The organism is Psychrobacillus sp. FSL K6-2843, assembly GCF_038626375.1.
Classification (GTDB): Bacteria; Bacillota; Bacilli; order Bacillales_A; family Planococcaceae; genus Psychrobacillus; species Psychrobacillus faecigallinarum.
In genome coordinates, this window is the sequence record NZ_CP152021.1 from 2,839,030 (window position 1) to 2,859,187 (window position 20,158).

The following is a 20,158-nucleotide window of genomic DNA, read 5'->3' on the forward strand; positions in this document are numbered from 1 at the left end:
AAACATAACGACAATTAACTGGAGTGAACTCACATGGTATTTTGGATCTTAGGTATAGCAATTATATTTAGTATTGTTGGATTTACCTTCCTATATAAATTAGCAACAAAAGAAAATATTTCAGCTATAGACCCTAAACCTAAGGATACGGAACTGTAAGATGAAACGAATCATATTAAGTATATTCCGCTTTTATCAAAAGTTTATATCGCCATTGTCTCCCCCTAGCTGTCGCTTCTATCCCACATGCTCTCACTACGGGGTGGAAGCTGTGGAGAAACATGGTGCTATAAAAGGTAGCTACCTAACTGTCAAACGCATATCTAAGTGTCATCCCTTTCATGAAGGAGGATTTGACCCAGTGCCAGAAGAATGGCCTTTGAAGAAAAAATAATTCAAAGGCTATTTTTTCTTGCCTTTTTGAACAAAATACTGTAAGATAATAAAGTTCTTATGATTTAAAGCGTAATCATTACTATTTAGAAAGGTTGATAAATTTGAAACGTCTTTTCCTATTATGCATAGTATCATTTGTTTTATTCATCGCTGCTTGTGGAAATGAAAAAGAATCCACTACTACAGATAGCGACCAATTAGAAGTATATACAACCGTTTATCCATTGCAGTATTTTGCACAGAGAATTGGAGAAGACCATGTTAACGTTCAATCAATTTATCCTCCAGGAGCAAACGAGCATACATTTGAGCCTACTCAAAAGGATATGATTGCACTTGCTGATGCTGATTTATTTTTTTACATAGGTTTAGGTCTAGAGGGTTTTGTTGAAAATGCTAAAAAGACTTTAGCAGAAGAAAATGTCTCGATGGTAGCCGTTATTGATGGGGTGCCAGATACTGTCTTAGAAGCTAACGATGAACATGACCACGATCATGACGGACATGACGAAGATAATGAAGCTGCAAATGAACATGATCATGGTTCAGAAGCTGAGGAATTAGGACATGAGGGACATGATCATGGAGACACTGATCCACATGTTTGGATTTCTCCAAAAATTAGTCAGAGCTTAGCCTTAAAGATTAAAGATTCACTAGTAGAAGCTTCACCAGAAAACAAAGAATTATTTGAAGAAAACTATCAAACACTTGTCAGTGAGCTTCAACAACTAGACGCAGACTTTGTAGAAATGTCGAATAGTGCATCAACTAAAACGTTTTTTGTATCACATGCTGCATTTGGTTATCTTGCAAACACATATAATCTAGAACAAATTGCTATTGCAGGTTTAAATTCTCAGGAAGATCCCTCTCAAAAAGAGCTAACTAAAATCATTGATTTGGCAAAAGAGAAAAATGTTGAGTATATTCTATTTGAACAAAATGTTAGCTCTAAGCTGACAGAAGTCATTCAAAAAGAAATTGGTGCTGAAAGTCTTGTACTCCATAATCTAGGCGTCCTTTCCAAAGAGGATATAAAAAACAAAGAAACCTACTTTACTTTAATGAAGAAAAATCTTGAAACTTTAAAAACAGCATTAAATTAGAAATGATGGAGCTCCTTTCCTATACGGCCACGAAGGACATTTTGAAATAAGCACAAAAACTCAGCAGCCTATAATAAAAGCTCTGAGTTTTTTCTTTGCTTTATAAGCATTACTGTTTCCCTTCATCTTCTAAAATTTTTTCAATTTCTTCATTACTAATTTTAACTGTCTCTATTTTTCCATTAACTTTAATATGCTTAGAAATCAATTTAAGCTGATATTTTATAGTTGATAGACTATATATCACATATACCATAAATAAAAGTAATAATATAACCCATAGCATTTTAAATCATCCTTTGGTTTGTAATAATCTACTAAAGAAAATCATTTGTACGCCCCTTAGACTCCACCTATGACAAAATTTGAAGTGTTAATTCTTTTGGCTATCATCTATTTTTCCGTGTTTAGCAAGTATCTCATTTATATCAGCGCTTCTATTTTCACCTTCTAGTAATTTACCAACGATTGAATTGTTAATTCCTTTAGTAAATGCTGAATGAATAACAATATAAAGTATATAAAAACCAATAAATAAAATGATTAAGATAAAAATGCCTTCCACGATGATATTCCCCTTTTGCTCTATCTCTTCCTCTTTCTAATATTCGTTAGGTACGTTTAAAAAACCTTCCGATAATTGTAAGTCACTTGCCATGTCTAGATTAAATGTGTTTTTACTAAGTATTGTTTGATTTCATTGTACAGCTCTTCTACACTTTTTGAGCTATCTAACCTAAGTATAGGACTCTCAGATAACTCCATTTCATAGCTCTGAGCCACGAATGTTCCTCCTTGGCTTTTATCCGACTCGGTTAAATACGTTTTGCACCATTCGATGAATTCATTCGTAAAGTCTCCATGCTCATCAAGCCATGACTCTTTTAAAGATTTACGTAATACTTCTCTTTTTCTTACGCGTTCCATCCTTTCTTCCTCATCTAAAGTTAAAAAGACTAACAGGTCTCGATTTGAAAAACCTTCTGGTAGCCAAGAAAAAATAGAGCCTGAAACTACATAAGATGTATTTGAAATTATATCTTTCTCGTACATTTCTATTCTTTTTTCAATTGGATTATTCTCTAGAAATGAATTGTCCTTCCAAAGATAAGAATCCGTATCAATCCATTTAATATTCTCTTGCTGACCAAAATATTTACCTAGTGTGCTCTTCCCTGTTCCAGAACCACCAATAATTTGTACTCTCATAAGATTTCCCCTCCTATAATTAGAAAAGCGCAAGCGCCTATGTCTGGCCTGACAAGCAAATGGAGAAAAGCGAGGAGGCAGTTCCTCAGCCACCGCAGCTTTTTTCCATTTGACCTCGAGGGCCAAGCTGCTTGCGCTAGACAATATAAAAACGCATGCGCCTTTAAAAAAAGCCGAGAGAAGTGTTTCTCTCGACCCTACAAATATTCATGTAGCTTTCTTCTTAAAATTTTGTTTGAAGCATTTCTAGGTAGCTCGTCGATAAAATAGTAACCCACAGGCTGTTTATATGTAGCAAGCTGAGTTTTCATAAAGGATTTCAATTCTTCCTCGGTTACTTGCCCCTTTAATACGACAAAGGCAATTGGTACTTGTCCCCATGTATCATCCTTTATACCAGTTACTCCAGCTTCTTTTACAGCCTTATGCTTAACAATGGCCTGCTCCACCTCTGCAGGATAAATATTTTCACCACCGGATATGATTAAATCTGATCTACGATCTACTACGTATAAATAACCTTCATCATCGATATAGCCGATATCTCCAGTATGGAGCCATCCATCAACTTGAGGATTTTTGGAAGATGCTGCTCCAACATAACCTTTAGTAACATGGGGCCCCTTAATACAGATTTCCCCTTTTTCCTTTTCCCCTGAAATACGGATATCTGCGAAGAAAAGCGGTTTACCTGCTGACCCAAGCTTTCGAATGGCATCCTCACTAGACAAAGTCGTTGTTTGAGAGGAAGTTTCCGTCATACCATATGTCTGTAAAACAGGTATATTACGTGCTATCGCCCTTTCAAGATAATTAAGAGGAACTGGCCCTCCTCCCACTAACATAGATTGAAAAGTGTCGGGGAATGCAAGATTTCGTTCTTCTAACACGCTTATTATTCTCTCTAATGTTACAGCGACTACTGACATTCTAGTAACCGTTCCATTTAAAATTTCCTCTGTTGCCTTTTCAGCATTAAATTTCGTATGGAGACTTACTGTCATACCATATAAAACGGAGCGCATCAAAATAGAAAAACCACTAATATGAAATAATGGCATTGCACATAGCCAGCAATCGTTAGGATGAACACCCAAATTTAAAGCAGACCCTGTAGCGCTCATCACATGATTCTCAAGTGTTTGTCTCACTCCCTTTGGATTACCAGTTGTACCTGACGTGTACATTATCGTAATGGTTCTATCCTTTGACCACTCAAAATCTATTTTAATCGGTTTATTGGGAGCTGCTAAAATCTCATCGAAGGAAAGTCTATTTACATACATAAGACTTCTATTTAAACTATCTACCAATAATACGTCAGGCTGACTATCGTTCAATTGATATAATAATTCTTCCTCTGTTAAGCGCTCATTGAGCATGACAAGTTCGCAACCTAACTGCATACATCCGTGTAAAACTGTCACCAGCTGAGGATTGGAAGAAGCTAAAATAGCAATTCTCATACCTTTGTTAATACCTAACATATGCAGTTTTTCGGCAAAATCTATTGCCTCTTGCTTTAATTGTGAAAATGTCCATCGACGGCCTTCAAATATTATAGCCGATCTATTTGGCGTAAGACTTGCTCGTTTAACTAATAGATTAGGGTACATATAAAACAACTCCTTTTTTAAGAAAAGTGTAAGCGATCTATATTTCCTCATTGGGCAAGTCGCTGGAGCTGGAGCTTAACAATTACTTTTCTAATCTTTAAAAAAAGCTGCCCTTATTAGGACAGCCTGAGAATATCATAAAGTATCTTACTAAATCACGGGAAACGTGGGAATTGACCAAAGTCTGGTTTACGTTTTTCCTTAAACGCATCGCGACCTTCTTTTGCTTCATCAGTAGTGTAATAAAGAAGTGTTGCATCTCCAGCCATTTGTTGAAGACCAGCTAATCCATCTGTATCAGCATTCATAGCAGCTTTTAAGAAACGAAGAGCTGTTGGACTCATTTCTAGCATTTCCTCACACCATTGAACAGTCTCGTCCTCTAATTGCTCATAAGGAACTACTGTGTTAACTAAGCCCATATCCAATGCTTGTTGTGCATCATATTGGCGGCATAAGAACCAAATTTCACGTGCTTTCTTATGACCGACGATACGAGCTAAATAGCCGGAACCGTAGCCAGCGTCAAATGAACCTACCTTAGGTCCAGTTTGTCCAAAGATTGCATTATCAGCAGCAATTGTTAAGTCACAAACTACATGTAATACATGACCACCACCAATAGCATATCCAGCTACCATAGCTACAACCGGTTTAGGAATTACACGGATTAAACGTTGTAGGTCTAAAACATTTAGACGAGGAATTTCATCCTCTCCCACATATCCGCCATGTCCGCGAACTTTTTGGTCTCCACCTGAACAGAAAGCTTTTTCGCCTTCTCCAGTTAAAATGATTGCCCCAACGTTTTTGTCATCGCGTGCACGAGAAAATGCATCGATCATTTCCATAACTGTTTTTGGGCGGAAAGCATTTCGCACTTCAGGGCGATTAATAGTTACTTTCGCAATTCCATTATAAAATTCATACTTAATGTCTTCGTATGTATGTAATGTTGTCCATTCACGAGTCATCTTATATCCTCCTTTAAAATTATATCCTCTACTATTGTAGCAAACAATTTAGGATTTTCCACATGAATTGCATGCCCAACATTGTTTATTATTTTCCAGTTAGCATTCGGTAATAATGCCAACATTTTTTTGGCTATTTCACAGAACTTTAAATCTAATTCCCCTGTTAATAAGGTCACGGGAATGTGGAGCGAATTTAGGTTCCCCCATAAAGAGGGCTGTTCTCCAGTACTAAAGCCCTTCAAACTATTCGATAGCCCTACTGCTGTTTGGGATAATCGTTCTTCTCGAATCATTTTTTTCTTTTTGTGAGATAATCTCTTTTGCGAATCAAATAAAGGAATCTGTTCCCAGTAGTCAATGAATGCTGGAACTCCTTCTTCTATAATTCTTTGAGCAAGCTGCTCATCCGCAAATTTCCTTTCAATACGAGCATCCTGGTCATTCAAGCCTGGAGAGCTGCTTTCTAGTATTAAACGGTCCACTCCATGCTTACTTGAATAAGCGAGTGCTAATCTACCGCCCATAGAATACCCTACAAGCGTAAAATGTTCCCACCCAATCTGCTGGAACAGTTCGTGTAAATCTGCCACCTGCTCCTCTACAAGGTACCGTCTTGCCTCTTTAGGTTTATCAGTCTCCCCATGCCCGATCAAATCTATAGTAAGTATTTCAATAGTTGGATCTATAGAAGAAACAACTTCCTCCCATGTGTTTGTGGAGCCAGTGAAGCCATGAAGCAAAACGACCTTTTTATCGCTTTCACTATTGTACCTTTTTACATTCATCTGAATGTCTCTAACAGATATATTTAAGCGTTCCAAGTAGCATCCAGCTCCTCTGTTATAGCGGCCCAAAGTTTTCGATGAGTTTCAGTGTTGATTTTTCGATCAGTACGAACTTCAATTATACGAATATTTTTAGTTTTATTCTTACTCAACACGGTTTGAAAATCCTCTTTTGTATGTACTACATCGTACTGAGCATCGTACATAGTTGCAATAGCTGAAAATTCAAGACCTGTAGGTGTACCAAACAAATGCTCAAAGTAGTTAGTCTCCGTTGATTGAGGCAAGTAAGAGAATATGCCTCCCCCATCATTATTCATAATAACAATCGTCAAATCTGTCTCATTAAAACGTGTAACTACTAATCCGTTTATATCATGTAAAAATGCTAAATCCCCGATTAATAGAAAACCTGGTCTTTTAGTAGCTGCTTGTATACCTAACGCAGTAGATACTACACCATCAATCCCGTTAGTTCCTCTATTTGCATATACTTGAATATCCTTAGAGGTTTTATTGAAAAATGTGTCTACATCACGTATAGGCATACTACTGCTAGCAACTAAATCTGTATTTTCGGATAAACTCTCAAACAAAATTCCGGCTAATGCTCCTTCATCCAATTCCTCGGAAATATAGCATTTAATATGCGCTGTTGCTATATCATTAGCCTTCGACCAGTGCTTTAGATACTCCGATGGTTGCTTTTCTTCTATCGACATCCATAGAGAAGAGGCATCTACTTGAATATGATGAGTCACAATATGAATAGAGTCTCTAAATAATGGGCTTTCGTCAACTGCTATAAAAGTCTCAGGCTGGTGAGCTTCTAGAAACTTTACTAGCGGTTTAGAAACAGGCTGAGCACCAAAACGAATAACTACTTCTGGGACAGCTACCTCTTTAAAAATTTCACTTTTTAAAATAGCATCGTATTGGTCTACACACAAATGCATACAATCTGCTGGGACATTGCTACGAAGATTAGATAATGGATCAGCTAACACTGGCCATTGAATGGTTTTAGCAAATTCCCAAAATCCATCAGTTGTTGCTAAGGAATCCCCAACAATGATAAGTCCCTTTTCTGTGTTACTAATTAAATGCGTATACCATTTTAAAAATTCTTCACTTGGTCCAAGCTTTCCTAAATCAGCAAGATGCATTTGCGGTGTAGTAGAAGGCTTATCCATTTCTAATAAAAGTGGTTCCCGGAAAGGCACGTTAATATGAACCGGACCCATCGGAGCTGCTTTAGAAGAAGATACTGCACGGTGGATATGTCTCTCTACAAAACCTAGACTTTCTTCTCTAGCTTCCGGTAAAGGAAAATCAACAGACCACTTCACATGCTTACCGTACATATGAATTTGGTCAATCGCTTGGGGAGCCCCAACCTCTCTTAGTTCATGAGGTCTATCTGCTGTAATAACAAGCAACGGGATTCTTGCATAATATGCTTCTACAATTGCTGGGAAAAAGTTAGCTGCAGCAGTGCCAGAAGTACATAAAAGAACTACAGGATTTTTCTTTGCTTTAGCAATTCCTAAAGCAAAGTACCCTGCAGAACGCTCATCAATTTGACGATAGAAGTTAAATCCTTTTGTTTTGGCAAACCCATAAGCTAAAGGAGTAGATCTAGATCCTGGACATAAAACAACATCTTCTATGCCCGCCTTTTTAATTGTTTCCACAAATTGATTTACATAAGATGTCAAAAAGCTTGTATTAGTCATTCATATTTCCTCCAAGTGTGCGAAGCATTGGTCGGAATTTTACTCGTGTTTCTTCAAACTCTTCTAACGAAGTAGATTCTGAAACTAGTCCGCCTCCGGCATATAGATAAGCGTATTGGTTCTCTATAAGTGCTGAGCGGATTCCTACGGCAAACTCTCCCTCTCCCTCGGCATTGACCCAGCCGATTGGTGCTGCGTAATAGCCACGGTTCATTTGCTCAGATTCTCTAATAATTTCAATTGCCTCTTGTCTAGGTTCTCCCCCAAGTGCTGGAGTTGGGTGCATTGCCTCTACAAATTCGAAAAGAGAAGAGCTTCCTTTAATTTTTCCTTCAATAGGGGTAAACAAATGCTGAATATCTCTTATTTTCATTAGCTTTGGTCTAGATGGAATTTTAACCTGTTCACAATATTGATCAAATACTTTTCTGATCATATTAACTACGTACTGGTGCTCCATTAAGTTTTTATTGTCAGCTAATAGCGCATCCCCTAGCTTCTTGTCTTCCTCTAGATTTGTACCTCTACGAACCGATCCAGCTAACCCTGCAGATTCAACCTTGCCTTTTTCTAGCTTAACTAATCTCTCGGGTGTTGCTCCAAAGAAAATTTTGTCTTCTTTTTCTAAACCAAACAAATAACTCTCTGGTTGTTCCATAGACGCATTATAAATAGCTGTAGAAGATGAAAAACTATTCTCAAAGGTCAATTTCAAGGAGCGTCCAATGACCACCTTATTAACTTCCTTATTGCGAATACGGTTTGTAACGGCTTCAACCGCAGATAAGTATTCATCCTTTAGTCTATCTTCTCTTTGAAGAAGCTGTGGCTTTTCATGGACTTTTAACTCTTTTACTTGAGCTGTATGAATTAATGTATCTCTTTCTATTCTCAAGTTTTCAAAAGCCGCCGCGCTGTCTTGCTCTTCCGTAATAAGATGGATGCTTACAAATGCCTGGTCATCCCGAATGACTAATTGGAATGTAGCCACAGCAAAAAAACTGGAAGGAAAGCTATTCCACTCCGAGGATATCTTGTTGGCAGGATCGAATGAGAATCCACCAAATAGGATTGGAGATACGTCCGCTTTTTCTATTAAAGAGCATGCACACAACTCTTCCCATTTTTGTGCTATATCCTGATATCTATTTTTTTCTAAATCATTAGCCAGTACATAAGCATGTCCAAGTCCAACCAGTGTGAAGGTTTTCTCTTTGTTTTGCCAAAAGAAACGTTTCCCTTTATAGCAATCCTCTCCGGCTTCAAAAAAGGCGTGAGCGGACATTCTAGATACTTCTATTGTTTCCGTATAAAAACGTAATGTTGTTTTATTTTGCCCGGTGGTGTTCGGCATATATATGACCTCCGTATAAATTACCTGCTGTTAAATTTCTTGTTTTATTACTCTACCCTTTATCATACAACTTTCTCCGCGTTTCGGCACACATTTCGCTACAAATGTATGCTAAAATTGATGTTGAGTCTTTTAAAGGAGAGAAATTTATATGTCACAGGAACTACAAGCTGATAAAGGCTGGCGTATATGGTGGAAGTTGACAAGACCACATACATTAACTGCCTCCTTTGCCCCAGTATTTTTAGGTACAATGATTGCACTTTACTACGTAAATATTGATTGGCTATTATTCTTAGCAATGCTAATTGCATGTTTATTTATCCAGGCAGCTACAAATATGTTTAACGAGTACTATGACTTTGTTAGGGGGCTCGATAGCGAAGAATCAATTGGTATCGGTGGTGCTATTGTTCGTAATGGGGTTAAACCAAAAACAGTACTTCAATTAGCCTTAGCATTATATATCCTTGCAGCGATATTAGGTATATATATTTGCTCCCAATCGTCTTGGTTATTATTGATTGTTGGAGCTGTTTGTATGCTTATTGGTTACCTTTATACTGGTGGACCTTACCCAATAGCGTATACACCATTCGGTGAACTATTTAGCGGTGTTGTCATGGGAATGTTTATCGTATTAATTGCTACATACATTCAGGTTGGTTCAATACCAAACTTTGCCTTATTCCTATCCATCCCTAGTACTCTACTTGTTGCTGCTATTATGCTTTCCAATAATATTCGCGATATAGTTGAGGATACAAAAGGTGGTAGAAAGACGATGGCCATTCTCATTGGTAGAGATAGTGCTATTAATGTGTTAGCCTTATTTTTCATCGTTTCTTATGTATGGATCATTCTATTGGTAATTCTACAGATTATCACCCCTTGGGCACTACTAGTCCTATTAAGTGCTAAGAAACCTTTAGATGCTATAAAACTATTTAAAGCAAAAGAAAATCATCTTGAAGTTGGATTAGCAATGAAGAATACTGCACTCACCAACACGATTTTTGTATTTCTTTTAGGTATAGGGTTATTGCTCGGCTTTATAATTTAACAGTCAGTCAGGAAGTTTAATAGCTTCCTGGCTTTTTTATTTTTTGCTATGTGAATGGGAAAATGATTTATTATAATTTGGAACACATGGCCAGCCACTAAAATTGGTTAGTATGAATTTGCTATTTATGTGATGATTAAGGCTTGAAAAGAGTTACCTAGCGAAGCAGGATAATGTAAGCAGAATTCAGTGTGTAGAAACCTGTTAAGAAATGTTCTTGTGAGTATTAATGAACAAAGTGTGATGAGGTTATAGTAGAGTGGGAATTATAGATGGACAAAAGAACAAAGAAGAAAGTGTATAAATACATAACTCATGATTTGATACCAATAAGTAAAACTTAGAAATGGAATTGTTTTATGAAATCGGTCCTTTCACTCCGTATTAATAAGTAGCATTTACAGAACAAAGGACAAAACATTAATACTCTAAAAACACCTGCGCAACTCTATCTTTTCAAAACAAAAAAGACAACCACCTAAGTGATTGTCTTTTTTTAAGTTATGACCCCTACGGGATTCGAACCCGTGTTACCGCCGTGAAAGGGCGGTGTCTTAACCGCTTGACCAAGGGGCCTTATATATGGCGGAGAAGGAGGGATTTGAACCCTCGCGCCGGTTGCCCGACCTACACCCTTAGCAGGGGCGCCTCTTCAGCCACTTGAGTACTTCCCCATATATATGGCTCCGAAGGTAGGACTCGAACCTACGACCGATCGGTTAACAGCCGATTGCTCTACCACTGAGCTACTTCGGAATAATGGTGGGCCTAAATGGACTCGAACCATCGACCTCACGCTTATCAGGCGTGCGCTCTAACCAGCTGAGCTATAGGCCCATTAATTGGAGCGGGTGAAGAGAATCGAACTCTCATCATCAGCTTGGAAGGCTGAGGTTTTACCACTAAACTACACCCGCTTGATAAAATGGTGGCTCAGGACGGAATCGAACCGCCGACACAAGGATTTTCAGTCCTTTGCTCTACCGACTGAGCTACTGAGCCTCTTCGATTTACACTAAGCTGCGCTTCTCTTTGTCAGCTTCACTCACTCATTAAGTCACATACTTTAGTATGCTCCTTCGTTCGTTCGATTGCTTCCTAGATTTGCTTGCTTATCCTAAATCTCTAAGTTGTTGAAAAATAAATGGCGGTCCCGACCGGGATCGAACCGGCGATCTCCTGCGTGACAGGCAGGCATGTTAACCGCTACACCACGGGACCATTTGGTTGCGGGGACAGGATTTGAACCTGTGACCTTCGGGTTATGAGCCCGACGAGCTACCGAACTGCTCCACCCCGCGACAATAAGAAAGTGTTGAAATTTAAATCAACTGTGCATTTAGTGAGTTTTACGTCCTCCACGCTTCGCTTGCGTCGACGTTATGTATAATATTTTTCCACTAACAATAAGATGGAGGAGGAAGAGGGATTCGAACCCCCGCGCGGTATGACCCGCCTGTCGGTTTTCAAGACCGATCCCTTCAGCCAGACTTGGGTATTCCTCCTAAATATTATGTTGGTGGACCTTGCAGGACTCGAACCTGCGACCGGACGGTTATGAGCCGTCTGCTCTAACCAACTGAGCTAAAGGTCCTTAAGATGGCGGCAGAGGGAGTCGAACCCACGACCTTTCGGGTATGAACCGAATGCTCTAGCCAGCTGAGCTACGCCGCCAGGAAATTTAAAATTAAATTGGTGGAGCCTAGCGGGATCGAACCGCTGACCTCCTGCGTGCAAGGCAGGCGCTCTCCCAGCTGAGCTAAGGCCCCAAATTTATTAATTAACTGGTCGGGAAGACAGGATTCGAACCTGCGACCCCTTGGTCCCAAACCAAGTGCTCTACCAAGCTGAGCTACTTCCCGTATATATGGCGCGCCCGGCAGGAGTCGAACCCACAACCTTCTGATCCGTAGTCAGACGCTCTATCCAATTGAGCTACGGGCGCTAATGTTTCATAAAAGTGGTGCCGAGGACCGGAATCGAACCGGTACGGTAGTCACCTACCGCAGGATTTTAAGTCCTGTGCGTCTGCCAGTTCCGCCACCCCGGCACTTTGATGAATCTTTGGAGCGGAAGACGAGGTTCGAACTCGCGACCCCCACCTTGGCAAGGTGGTGTTCTACCACTGAACTACTTCCGCTCGGTTATTAAATTAAATGGTGCGGGTGAAGGGAGTCGAACCCCCACGCCTTGCGGCGCTAGATCCTAAGTCTAGTGCGTCTGCCAGTTCCGCCACACCCGCATATTTATATCACAAAAAGTGAATGAGCCATGTAGGATTCGAACCTACGACCCTCTGATTAAAAGTCAGATGCTCTACCAACTGAGCTAATGGCTCAAAAAATGGTGCCGGAGAAAGGACTTGAACCCTCAACCTACTGATTACAAGTCAGTTGCTCTACCAGTTGAGCTACTCCGGCAGGAGTAAAGTTATGGTGGAGGATGACGGGCTCGAACCGCCGACCCTCTGCTTGTAAGGCAGATGCTCTCCCAGCTGAGCTAATCCTCCTGGGTATTAAAATGTATTTCTATGTATTTTTATTGCAAGCCCAGCGACGTCCTACTCTTGCAGGGGGAGACCCCCAACTACCATTGGCGCTGAAGAGCTTAACTTCCGTGTTCGGTATGGGAACGGGTGTGACCTCTTCGCCATCATCACTAGACTTGAATAATTATTTGAAAGACAAGTTCTATTATATCAACTATGTAGATTATTACAAGTGTTTTTTTAATAAAAATTTATTCTTTCAAAACTGAATAAACTGACATCTTAGAAACAAACAATTTGGTTAAGTCCTCGATCGATTAGTATTCGTCAGCTGCACGTGTCGCCACGCTTCCACCCCGAACCTATCTACCTCATCGTCTTTGAGGGATCTTACTTACTTGCGTAATGGGAAATCTCATCTTGAGGGGGGCTTCGTGCTTAGATGCTTTCAGCACTTATCCCGTCCACACATAGCTACCCAGCGATGCCCTTGGCAGAACAACTGGTACACCAGCGGTGTGTCCATCCCGGTCCTCTCGTACTAAGGACAGCTCCTCTCAAATTTCCTACGCCCACGACGGATAGGGACCGAACTGTCTCACGACGTTCTGAACCCAGCTCGCGTACCGCTTTAATGGGCGAACAGCCCAACCCTTGGGACCGACTACAGCCCCAGGATGCGATGAGCCGACATCGAGGTGCCAAACCTCCCCGTCGATGTGGACTCTTGGGGGAGATAAGCCTGTTATCCCCGGGGTAGCTTTTATCCGTTGAGCGATGGCCCTTCCATGCGGAACCACCGGATCACTAAGCCCGTCTTTCGACCCTGCTCGACTTGTAGGTCTCGCAGTCAAGCTCCCTTCTGCCTTTACACTCTTCGAATGATTTCCAACCATTCTGAGGGAACCTTTGGGCGCCTCCGTTACACTTTAGGAGGCGACCGCCCCAGTCAAACTGCCCGCCTGACACTGTCTCCTACCCGGGTTACGGGTATGGGTTAGAATTTCAATACAACCAGGGTAGTATCCCACCGACGCCTCCTCCGAAGCTGGCGCTCCGGGCTCTAAGGCTCCTACCTATCCTGTACAAGTTGCACCAAAATTCAATATCAAGCTACAGTAAAGCTCCACGGGGTCTTTCCGTCCTGTCGCGGGTAACCTGCATCTTCACAGGTACTATAATTTCACCGAGTCTCTCGTTGAGACAGTGCCCAGATCGTTACGCCTTTCGTGCGGGTCGGAACTTACCCGACAAGGAATTTCGCTACCTTAGGACCGTTATAGTTACGGCCGCCGTTTACTGGGGCTTCAATTCGCACCTTCGCTTGCGCTAAGCACTCCTCTTAACCTTCCAGCACCGGGCAGGCGTCAGCCCCTATACTTCACCTTACGGTTTTGCAGAGACCTGTGTTTTTGCTAAACAGTCGCCTGGGCCTATTCACTGCGGCTCTTCTAGGCTATACACCCAAAAGAGCACCCCTTCTCCCGAAGTTACGGGGTCATTTTGCCGAGTTCCTTAACGAGAGTTCTCTCGCTCACCTTAGGATTCTCTCCTCGACTACCTGTGTCGGTTTGCGGTACGGGCACCTCCCACCTCGTTAGAGGCTTTTCTTGGCAGTGTGAAATCAGGAACTTCGGACTAAGTCCTCGCCATCACAGCTCAATGTTACAGAGTGCGGATTTGCCTACACTCACACCTCACTGCTTGGACGTGCATAACCAACAGCACGCTTACCCTATCCTACTGCGTCCCCCCATCACTCAAACGGTGGGGTGGTGGTACAGGAATATCAACCTGTTGTCCATCGTCTACGCCTATCGGCCTCGACTTAGGTCCCGACTAACCCTGAGCGGACGAGCCTTCCTCAGGAAACCTTAGTCATACGGTGGATGGGATTCTCACCCATCTTTCGCTACTCATACCGGCATTCTCACTTCTAAGCGCTCCACCAGTCCTTCCGGTCTGACTTCAACGCCCTTAGAACGCTCTCCTACCACTGATACCAAAGGTATCAATCCACAGCTTCGGTGATTTGTTTAGCCCCGATACATTTTCGGCGCAGCGTCACTCGACCAGTGAGCTATTACGCACTCTTTAAATGATGGCTGCTTCTAAGCCAACATCCTGGTTGTCTAAGCAACGCCACATCCTTTTCCACTTAACAAATACTTTGGGACCTTAGCTGGTGGTCTGGGCTGTTTCCCTCTTGACTACGGATCTTATCACTCGCAGTCTGACTCCCAAACATAAATCATTGGCATTCGGAGTTTGTCTGAATTCGGTAACCCGGGATGGGCCCCTAGTCCAAACAGTGCTCTACCTCCAAGATTCTAACGTTTGAGGCTAGCCCTAAAGCTATTTCGGAGAGAACCAGCTATCTCCAGGTTCGATTGGAATTTCTCCGCTACCCACACCTCATCCCCGCACTTTTCAACGTGCGTGGGTTCGGACCTCCAGTAAGTGTTACCTTACCTTCATCCTGGACATGGGTAGATCACCTGGTTTCGGGTCTACGACCACATACTCATTCGCCCTATTCAGACTCGCTTTCGCTGCGGCTCCGTCTTCTCAACTTAACCTCGCATGTAATCGTAACTCGCCGGTTCATTCTACAAAAGGCACGCCATCACCCGTTAACGGGCTTTGACTATTTGTAGGCACACGGTTTCAGGGTCTATTTCACTCCCCTTCCGGGGTGCTTTTCACCTTTCCCTCACGGTACTGGTTCACTATCGGTCACTAGGTAGTATTTAGCCTTGGGAGATGGTCCTCCCGGATTCCGACGGAATTTCACGTGTTCCGCCGTACTCAGGATACACTCTGGAGGGAATGAATTTTGGACTACGGGGCTTTTACCCTATCCTGCGGACCTTTCCAGGTCGCTTCATCTAACTCATTCTTTTGTAACTCCGTATAGAGTGTCCTACAACCCCAAGAGGCAAGCCTCTTGGTTTGGGCTCTTCCCGTTTCGCTCGCCGCTACTCAGGGAATCGAATTTTCTTTCTCTTCCTCCAGGTACTTAGATGTTTCAGTTCCCTGGGTGTGTCTCAGATGCGCTATGTATTCACGCAAATGTACTGCCCCATTACGGGCAGTGGGTTTCCCCATTCGGAAATCTCCGGATCGAAGCTCACTTACAGCTCCCCGAAGCATATCGGTGTTAGTGCCGTCCTTCGTCGACTCCTAGTGCCAAGGCATCCACCGTGCGCCCTTATTAACTTAACCTAAAAGTTAAAAGTACTACACTTGCAATCACGTAAGTGATCACAATTTGAATATCTTGCGTTTGTTTCTTTTTTTGATGTCGTTTTATCCAGTTTTCAAAGAACAAAGGGCTTGTTCCTTTGCGACGAGTAATCGCAGGAGCAAGTATAAATGTTCATCATAAAAATGAACACTCAAAACTGAACTGCAAAACGTTAAGATACAGATAAAGATCTGTATTCCGAATATATCCTTAGAAAGGAGGTGATCCAGCCGCACCTTCCGATACGGCTACCTTGTTACGACTTCACCCCAATCATCTGTCCCACCTTCGGCGGCTGGCTCCCAAAAGGGTTACCCCACCGACTTCGGGTGTTACAAACTCTCGTGGTGTGACGGGCGGTGTGTACAAGGCCCGGGAACGTATTCACCGTGGCATGCTGATCCACGATTACTAGCGATTCCGGCTTCATGTAGGCGAGTTGCAGCCTACAATCCGAACTGAGAACGGTTTTATGGGATTAGCTCACCCTCGCGGGGTTGCGACCCTCTGTACCGTCCATTGTAGCACGTGTGTAGCCCAGGTCATAAGGGGCATGATGATTTGACGTCATCCCCACCTTCCTCCGGTTTATCACCGGCAGTCACCTTAGAGTGCCCAACTGAATGCTGGCAACTAAGATCAAGGGTTGCGCTCGTTGCGGGACTTAACCCAACATCTCACGACACGAGCTGACGACAACCATGCACCACCTGTCACCGCTGTCCCCGAAGGGAAAAGCCTATCTCTAGGCCGGTCAGCGGGATGTCAAGACCTGGTAAGGTTCTTCGCGTTGCTTCGAATTAAACCACATGCTCCACCGCTTGTGCGGGCCCCCGTCAATTCCTTTGAGTTTCAGTCTTGCGACCGTACTCCCCAGGCGGAGTGCTTAATGCGTTAGCTGCAGCACTAAGGGGCGGAAACCCCCTAACACTTAGCACTCATCGTTTACGGCGTGGACTACCAGGGTATCTAATCCTGTTTGCTCCCCACGCTTTCGCGCCTCAGCGTCAGTTACAGACCAGAAAGCCGCCTTCGCCACTGGTGTTCCTCCAAATCTCTACGCATTTCACCGCTACACTTGGAATTCCGCTTTCCTCTTCTGCACTCAAGTCCCCCAGTTTCCAATGACCCTCCACGGTTGAGCCGTGGGCTTTCACATCAGACTTAAAGGACCGCCTGCGCGCGCTTTACGCCCAATAATTCCGGACAACGCTTGCCACCTACGTATTACCGCGGCTGCTGGCACGTAGTTAGCCGTGGCTTTCTAATGAGGTACCGTCAAGGTACGAGCAGTTACTCTCGTACTTGTTCTTCCCTCACAACAGAGTTTTACGATCCGAAAACCTTCTTCACTCACGCGGCGTTGCTCCATCAGACTTTCGTCCATTGTGGAAGATTCCCTACTGCTGCCTCCCGTAGGAGTCTGGGCCGTGTCTCAGTCCCAGTGTGGCCGATCACCCTCTCAGGTCGGCTACGCATCGTCGCCTTGGTGAGCCGTTACCTCACCAACTAGCTAATGCGCCGCGGGCCCATCCTGTAGTGACAGCCGAGACCGTCTTTTAACATTCCCCCATGTGAGGAAATGGATTATTCGGTATTAGCCCCGGTTTCCCGGAGTTATCCCAATCTACAGGGCAGGTTGCCCACGTGTTACTCACCCGTCCGCCGCTAAATCAGAAGAAGCAAGCTTCTTCATCATTCGCTCGACTTGCATGTATTAGGCACGCCGCCAGCGTTCGTCCTGAGCCAGGATCAAACTCTCCATAATAGCCGGCTGGCGATACACAGCGCATTGCGTTGTCAGCTTCGCTTACTCAGTCAGTCACGTACGTTAGTACGCTCCTTCCCTCGCTCACTTGCTTCCTAGCACTGCACTACGTCTCGTCAGCCAGAAAAAATAGAACTAGTTTAAAAGCTCATTTTGTTTTGCTGGCATCATCATTAAATGATGTCAAAATTGTTTTGCGTCAATCAAACCGAAGTTTGTTGAACGCTGTATTTCTTAACGTTTTGCATGTTCAGTTTTCAATGTTCATCGCGTCGTTTTGTTTTTGACGACTTTATTAGTATAACTCATTTCAGATTCGCTGTCAAACACTTTTTTTATTTTCTTTCAAGTAGTTTGTCGCTTGTTCCGAAGGACAAGTATTAATATACAACGTAGAGAAACAAAAAGCAATACCTTTTTTTATATTTAATATGATTTTTATTAAATTATTTAATAAAGGATAGTTTTAAATAGCTTTAGCCTTACTTACTATAATATTCTTCATTAATTCAGAACAGGGTGATATTAAATAGAAAAATGGGTATGTAAGTATAAGATTTAAATTTCCACATATTCTTTACTAACTTAATAGAAAGGAGGAACATCCTTGGACTGGGTTCCCTATTTAAATGGATATGGCGAGATATTAATAAAATTAAGTTTCGCGGCAATCCTAAGTTTAGTTATTGGGATTGAAAGAGAACTGAAGAAAAAACCCATTGGTCTAAAAACAAGTATCGTTATAGCCACATTTAGTTGCTTGCTCACATACATATCTATCGAATCGGCATATAAGGCTCATACTGGACACGACGGAGTCAATATAACCATGGATCCTTTACGGTTAGCAGCTCAAATTGTTAGCGGAATCGGTTTTTTAGGGGCCGGGGTTATCCTTCGTAAAGGAAATGATAGCATAAGTGGTCTAACAACAGCAGCCATGATTTGGGGAGCTGGGGGAATTGGGATTGCTGTGGGAGCAGGATTTTATTTGGAGGCATCCTTATCTGTTGTGATTGTACTAATAGGTATAGAAGTAATCCCTCCCCTCTTATCTAAAATAGGTCCAAAGCGATTAAGATCGAAAGAGTTATCATTGAAGGTAATTGTTTCAGAGCAAGAAAACATTTCTAAAATGTATTATCACTTAAAAGACCAAGGCTTTTATATTGATAGCATTCGAATAAAAGACATTCCATTAGAGAATGATGAAATCAAGCATGAGCTTCATATTCGTTTGTCTATACTTACTAAAAAGAATACGGTAGAATTTTATCATTCGATAGCAAATTTAGAATTTATCGAAACTCTTGAATTAGAATCTATTTAACAAAAGGAGTAATTATATGGGACAGTTTTTTACTTTATTAAAGGGTGGTAACAAACCATCCTTGATTGCAGCAATTGTAAATACAATAATAGCAGCATTAAAAGGCGGAGCATTTTTTCTAACTGGAAACGTAGCTATGTTTGCAGAAATGATGCATTCCATCGGGGATGCAGCTAACCAGTTTTTTGTGTTTATAGGATCAGCACTTTCTAAAAAGGCGCCAACTCCTAAGTTTCCAAATGGCTTTGGACGATTGGTCAATCTTGTTTGTTTAGGTGCAGTAATACTTGTAGGAATCCTCTCATATGAAACGATCAAAGAAGGATGGCATCATATCCAACATCCTGTAGCATCTGGAGGGCTTGCAATTAGTTTAACCGTTCTTGGGATTGCGATAATCCTTGAATTTGCGGTTTTATACAAAGCAGGAAAAGAAATCTTGCATGAAGTTGGCATAAAAGGATCTGTTTTAGCTCCGCTTACTACGAGCTTTGCACATTTAAAAAGAGCAAAACCAGCTACAAAACTTGTATTTATGGAGGATTTAGTTGCAACTTCTGGTGGTATTTTAGCTTTTGTAGCAGTTCTGATCTCTCATTTCACAGGATTTTTACAAGCAGAAGGTATTGCTTCTATCCTTATCGGACTAATGATGTTTTACGTAGTAGGTAAAGTATTCTTAGATAATGCACGAGGCGCTCTTGGGGAAACAGATGAACAAATGCTCGTTCATATTGCGCATCTTGTTTCTGATGTAAAGGAAGTAAAAGATATTCAAGAGCTAGAGGTAATAAAAGAAGGAGAGTTTCTTCACGTTACTCTAGTAGCTGAAATAGACGCTTCGCTATCCTTTGCAACAGTAGATGATATTCATGATGTTTTAAAGGATTTAATACTAAGCCAACAAGGAGTATCCGATGTGACTATCTCCTTTGACGAGGACGACGGAGTTAAAACGTGGAATCATCATAAAGATTCAAAAACAGTTTTAAAAACAAATGACAAGAAATAAATCTTCCATTAAGTATTACTCTTTTATATAAGAGGTTGTATGTCAAGCTATGATTTAACATAATAAAG

Annotated in this window: 14 protein-coding genes, 20 tRNA genes and 3 rRNA genes; 6 read left to right on the forward strand and 31 right to left on the reverse strand. The window is 41.9% G+C overall.

Annotated elements, in window-relative coordinates:
- The first annotated feature begins 33 nt into the window (after positions 1-33).
- The 3 genes from MKY94_RS14305 (at position 34) to MKY94_RS14315 (ending at position 1,505) form a co-directional block, all read left to right on the forward strand.
- Complete coding sequence (locus tag MKY94_RS14305) at positions 34-159, forward strand: hypothetical protein (RefSeq protein WP_255475367.1); 126 nt, start codon at positions 34-36, stop codon at positions 157-159.
- Between the two features lies 1 nt (position 160).
- Positions 161-394: a membrane protein insertion efficiency factor YidD gene (gene yidD, locus MKY94_RS14310; protein WP_144535143.1), complete on the forward strand. Its 234-nt coding sequence runs from the start codon at positions 161-163 to the stop codon at positions 392-394.
- Between the two features lie 103 nt (positions 395-497).
- Complete coding sequence (locus MKY94_RS14315; RefSeq protein ID WP_342578689.1) at positions 498-1,505, forward strand: zinc ABC transporter substrate-binding protein; 1,008 nt, start codon at positions 498-500, stop codon at positions 1,503-1,505.
- Positions 1,506-1,614: 109 nt separating this feature from the next.
- On the opposite strand, the gene MKY94_RS14320 is transcribed toward MKY94_RS14315, so the two are convergent.
- The 8 genes from MKY94_RS14320 to MKY94_RS14355 all read right to left on the reverse strand — a co-directional run bounded on the left by MKY94_RS14320 (position 1,615) and on the right by MKY94_RS14355 (position 9,182).
- The gene (locus MKY94_RS14320) at positions 1,615-1,791 is read right to left on the reverse strand and encodes a hypothetical protein (RefSeq protein WP_342577276.1); all 177 of its coding nucleotides are present in this window, start codon (positions 1,789-1,791) and stop codon (positions 1,615-1,617) included.
- Between the two features lie 87 nt (positions 1,792-1,878).
- A complete protein-coding gene (locus MKY94_RS14325; protein WP_342577277.1) occupies positions 1,879-2,070 on the reverse strand; it encodes a hypothetical protein in 192 nt (63 codons plus the stop codon).
- A gap of 95 nt (positions 2,071-2,165) precedes the next feature.
- Positions 2,166-2,714: an AAA family ATPase gene (locus MKY94_RS14330; protein ID WP_342577278.1), complete on the reverse strand. Its 549-nt coding sequence runs from the start codon at positions 2,712-2,714 to the stop codon at positions 2,166-2,168.
- Between the two features lie 197 nt (positions 2,715-2,911).
- Positions 2,912-4,330, reverse strand: a complete 1,419-nt coding sequence (locus MKY94_RS14335) for an o-succinylbenzoate--CoA ligase (RefSeq protein ID WP_154310242.1) — start codon at positions 4,328-4,330, stop codon at positions 2,912-2,914.
- A 155-nt stretch (positions 4,331-4,485) separates the two neighbouring features.
- Positions 4,486-5,304, reverse strand: coding sequence for a 1,4-dihydroxy-2-naphthoyl-CoA synthase (gene menB / locus MKY94_RS14340; protein WP_144535134.1), 819 nt, complete (start codon positions 5,302-5,304; stop codon positions 4,486-4,488).
- Positions 5,301-6,128: a 2-succinyl-6-hydroxy-2,4-cyclohexadiene-1-carboxylate synthase gene (gene menH / locus MKY94_RS14345; RefSeq protein WP_342577279.1), complete on the reverse strand. Its 828-nt coding sequence runs from the start codon at positions 6,126-6,128 to the stop codon at positions 5,301-5,303. The genes menB and menH overlap by 4 nt, the downstream gene beginning before the upstream one ends.
- Positions 6,116-7,828, reverse strand: coding sequence for a 2-succinyl-5-enolpyruvyl-6-hydroxy-3-cyclohexene-1-carboxylic-acid synthase (menD, locus tag MKY94_RS14350; protein ID WP_342577280.1), 1,713 nt, complete (start codon positions 7,826-7,828; stop codon positions 6,116-6,118). Before menD ends, menH begins: the two co-directional genes overlap by 13 nt.
- Positions 7,821-9,182 carry an isochorismate synthase gene (locus MKY94_RS14355; RefSeq protein WP_154310238.1) on the reverse strand — a complete coding sequence of 454 codons (1,362 nt, stop codon included), beginning with the start codon at positions 9,180-9,182 and terminating at the stop codon, positions 7,821-7,823. Before MKY94_RS14355 ends, menD begins: the two co-directional genes overlap by 8 nt.
- 151 nt (positions 9,183-9,333) lie before the next feature.
- On the opposite strand from MKY94_RS14355, the gene MKY94_RS14360 reads away from it, so the two are divergent.
- Positions 9,334-10,245, forward strand: coding sequence for a 1,4-dihydroxy-2-naphthoate polyprenyltransferase (locus MKY94_RS14360; protein WP_144535128.1), 912 nt, complete (start codon positions 9,334-9,336; stop codon positions 10,243-10,245).
- A 504-nt stretch (positions 10,246-10,749) separates the two neighbouring features.
- Here the strand turns inward: MKY94_RS14360 and MKY94_RS14365 are convergent.
- The 23 genes from MKY94_RS14365 to MKY94_RS14475 form a co-directional block, all read right to left on the reverse strand.
- A tRNA-Glu gene (locus MKY94_RS14365) sits at positions 10,750-10,821 on the reverse strand.
- A 7-nt stretch (positions 10,822-10,828) separates the two neighbouring features.
- Positions 10,829-10,919: transfer RNA gene (locus MKY94_RS14370), tRNA-Ser, on the reverse strand.
- A gap of 7 nt (positions 10,920-10,926) precedes the next feature.
- A tRNA-Asn gene (locus MKY94_RS14375) sits at positions 10,927-11,001 on the reverse strand.
- Positions 11,002-11,005: 4 nt separating this feature from the next.
- A tRNA-Ile gene (locus MKY94_RS14380) sits at positions 11,006-11,082 on the reverse strand.
- 6 nt (positions 11,083-11,088) lie between these two features.
- Positions 11,089-11,162: transfer RNA gene (locus MKY94_RS14385), tRNA-Gly, on the reverse strand.
- Positions 11,163-11,171: 9 nt separating this feature from the next.
- Positions 11,172-11,247: transfer RNA gene (locus MKY94_RS14390), tRNA-Phe, on the reverse strand.
- 143 nt (positions 11,248-11,390) lie between these two features.
- A tRNA-Asp gene (locus tag MKY94_RS14395) sits at positions 11,391-11,466 on the reverse strand.
- A gap of 3 nt (positions 11,467-11,469) precedes the next feature.
- Positions 11,470-11,546, reverse strand: a tRNA-Met gene (locus MKY94_RS14400).
- A 111-nt stretch (positions 11,547-11,657) separates the two neighbouring features.
- Positions 11,658-11,750, reverse strand: a tRNA-Ser gene (locus MKY94_RS14405).
- A gap of 12 nt (positions 11,751-11,762) precedes the next feature.
- Positions 11,763-11,839, reverse strand: a tRNA-Ile gene (locus tag MKY94_RS14410).
- Between the two features lie 6 nt (positions 11,840-11,845).
- Positions 11,846-11,919: transfer RNA gene (locus tag MKY94_RS14415), tRNA-Met, on the reverse strand.
- Positions 11,920-11,938: 19 nt separating this feature from the next.
- A tRNA-Ala gene (locus MKY94_RS14420) sits at positions 11,939-12,014 on the reverse strand.
- A gap of 16 nt (positions 12,015-12,030) precedes the next feature.
- Positions 12,031-12,107 (reverse strand) — tRNA-Pro (locus tag MKY94_RS14425).
- 6 nt (positions 12,108-12,113) lie between these two features.
- Positions 12,114-12,190, reverse strand: a tRNA-Arg gene (locus MKY94_RS14430).
- A 16-nt stretch (positions 12,191-12,206) separates the two neighbouring features.
- A tRNA-Leu gene (locus tag MKY94_RS14435) sits at positions 12,207-12,295 on the reverse strand.
- 15 nt (positions 12,296-12,310) lie between these two features.
- Positions 12,311-12,385 (reverse strand) — tRNA-Gly (locus MKY94_RS14440).
- Between the two features lie 17 nt (positions 12,386-12,402).
- A tRNA-Leu gene (locus MKY94_RS14445) sits at positions 12,403-12,487 on the reverse strand.
- A gap of 23 nt (positions 12,488-12,510) precedes the next feature.
- Positions 12,511-12,583, reverse strand: a tRNA-Lys gene (locus MKY94_RS14450).
- A gap of 6 nt (positions 12,584-12,589) precedes the next feature.
- Positions 12,590-12,665: transfer RNA gene (locus MKY94_RS14455), tRNA-Thr, on the reverse strand.
- A 13-nt stretch (positions 12,666-12,678) separates the two neighbouring features.
- Positions 12,679-12,754 (reverse strand) — tRNA-Val (locus MKY94_RS14460).
- Positions 12,755-12,792: 38 nt separating this feature from the next.
- Positions 12,793-12,908 (reverse strand): 5S ribosomal RNA (rrf, locus tag MKY94_RS14465).
- 122 nt (positions 12,909-13,030) lie between these two features.
- A 23S ribosomal RNA gene (locus tag MKY94_RS14470) occupies positions 13,031-15,958 on the reverse strand.
- A 236-nt stretch (positions 15,959-16,194) separates the two neighbouring features.
- A 16S ribosomal RNA gene (locus tag MKY94_RS14475) occupies positions 16,195-17,748 on the reverse strand.
- Together the 16S, 23S and 5S rRNA genes with 20 tRNA genes alongside form the textbook arrangement of a ribosomal RNA operon.
- Positions 17,749-18,355: 607 nt before the next feature.
- Here MKY94_RS14475 and MKY94_RS14480 point away from each other — a divergent pair.
- Together MKY94_RS14480 and MKY94_RS14485 are read left to right on the forward strand one after the other, a co-directional pair.
- Positions 18,356-19,078 (forward strand): MgtC/SapB family protein, encoded by a 723-nt coding sequence (locus MKY94_RS14480; RefSeq protein ID WP_144538594.1) that lies wholly within the window; start codon positions 18,356-18,358, stop codon positions 19,076-19,078.
- A 16-nt stretch (positions 19,079-19,094) separates the two neighbouring features.
- Complete coding sequence (locus tag MKY94_RS14485; RefSeq protein ID WP_144538595.1) at positions 19,095-20,090, forward strand: cation diffusion facilitator family transporter; 996 nt, start codon at positions 19,095-19,097, stop codon at positions 20,088-20,090.
- Positions 20,091-20,158 lie beyond the last annotated feature (68 nt).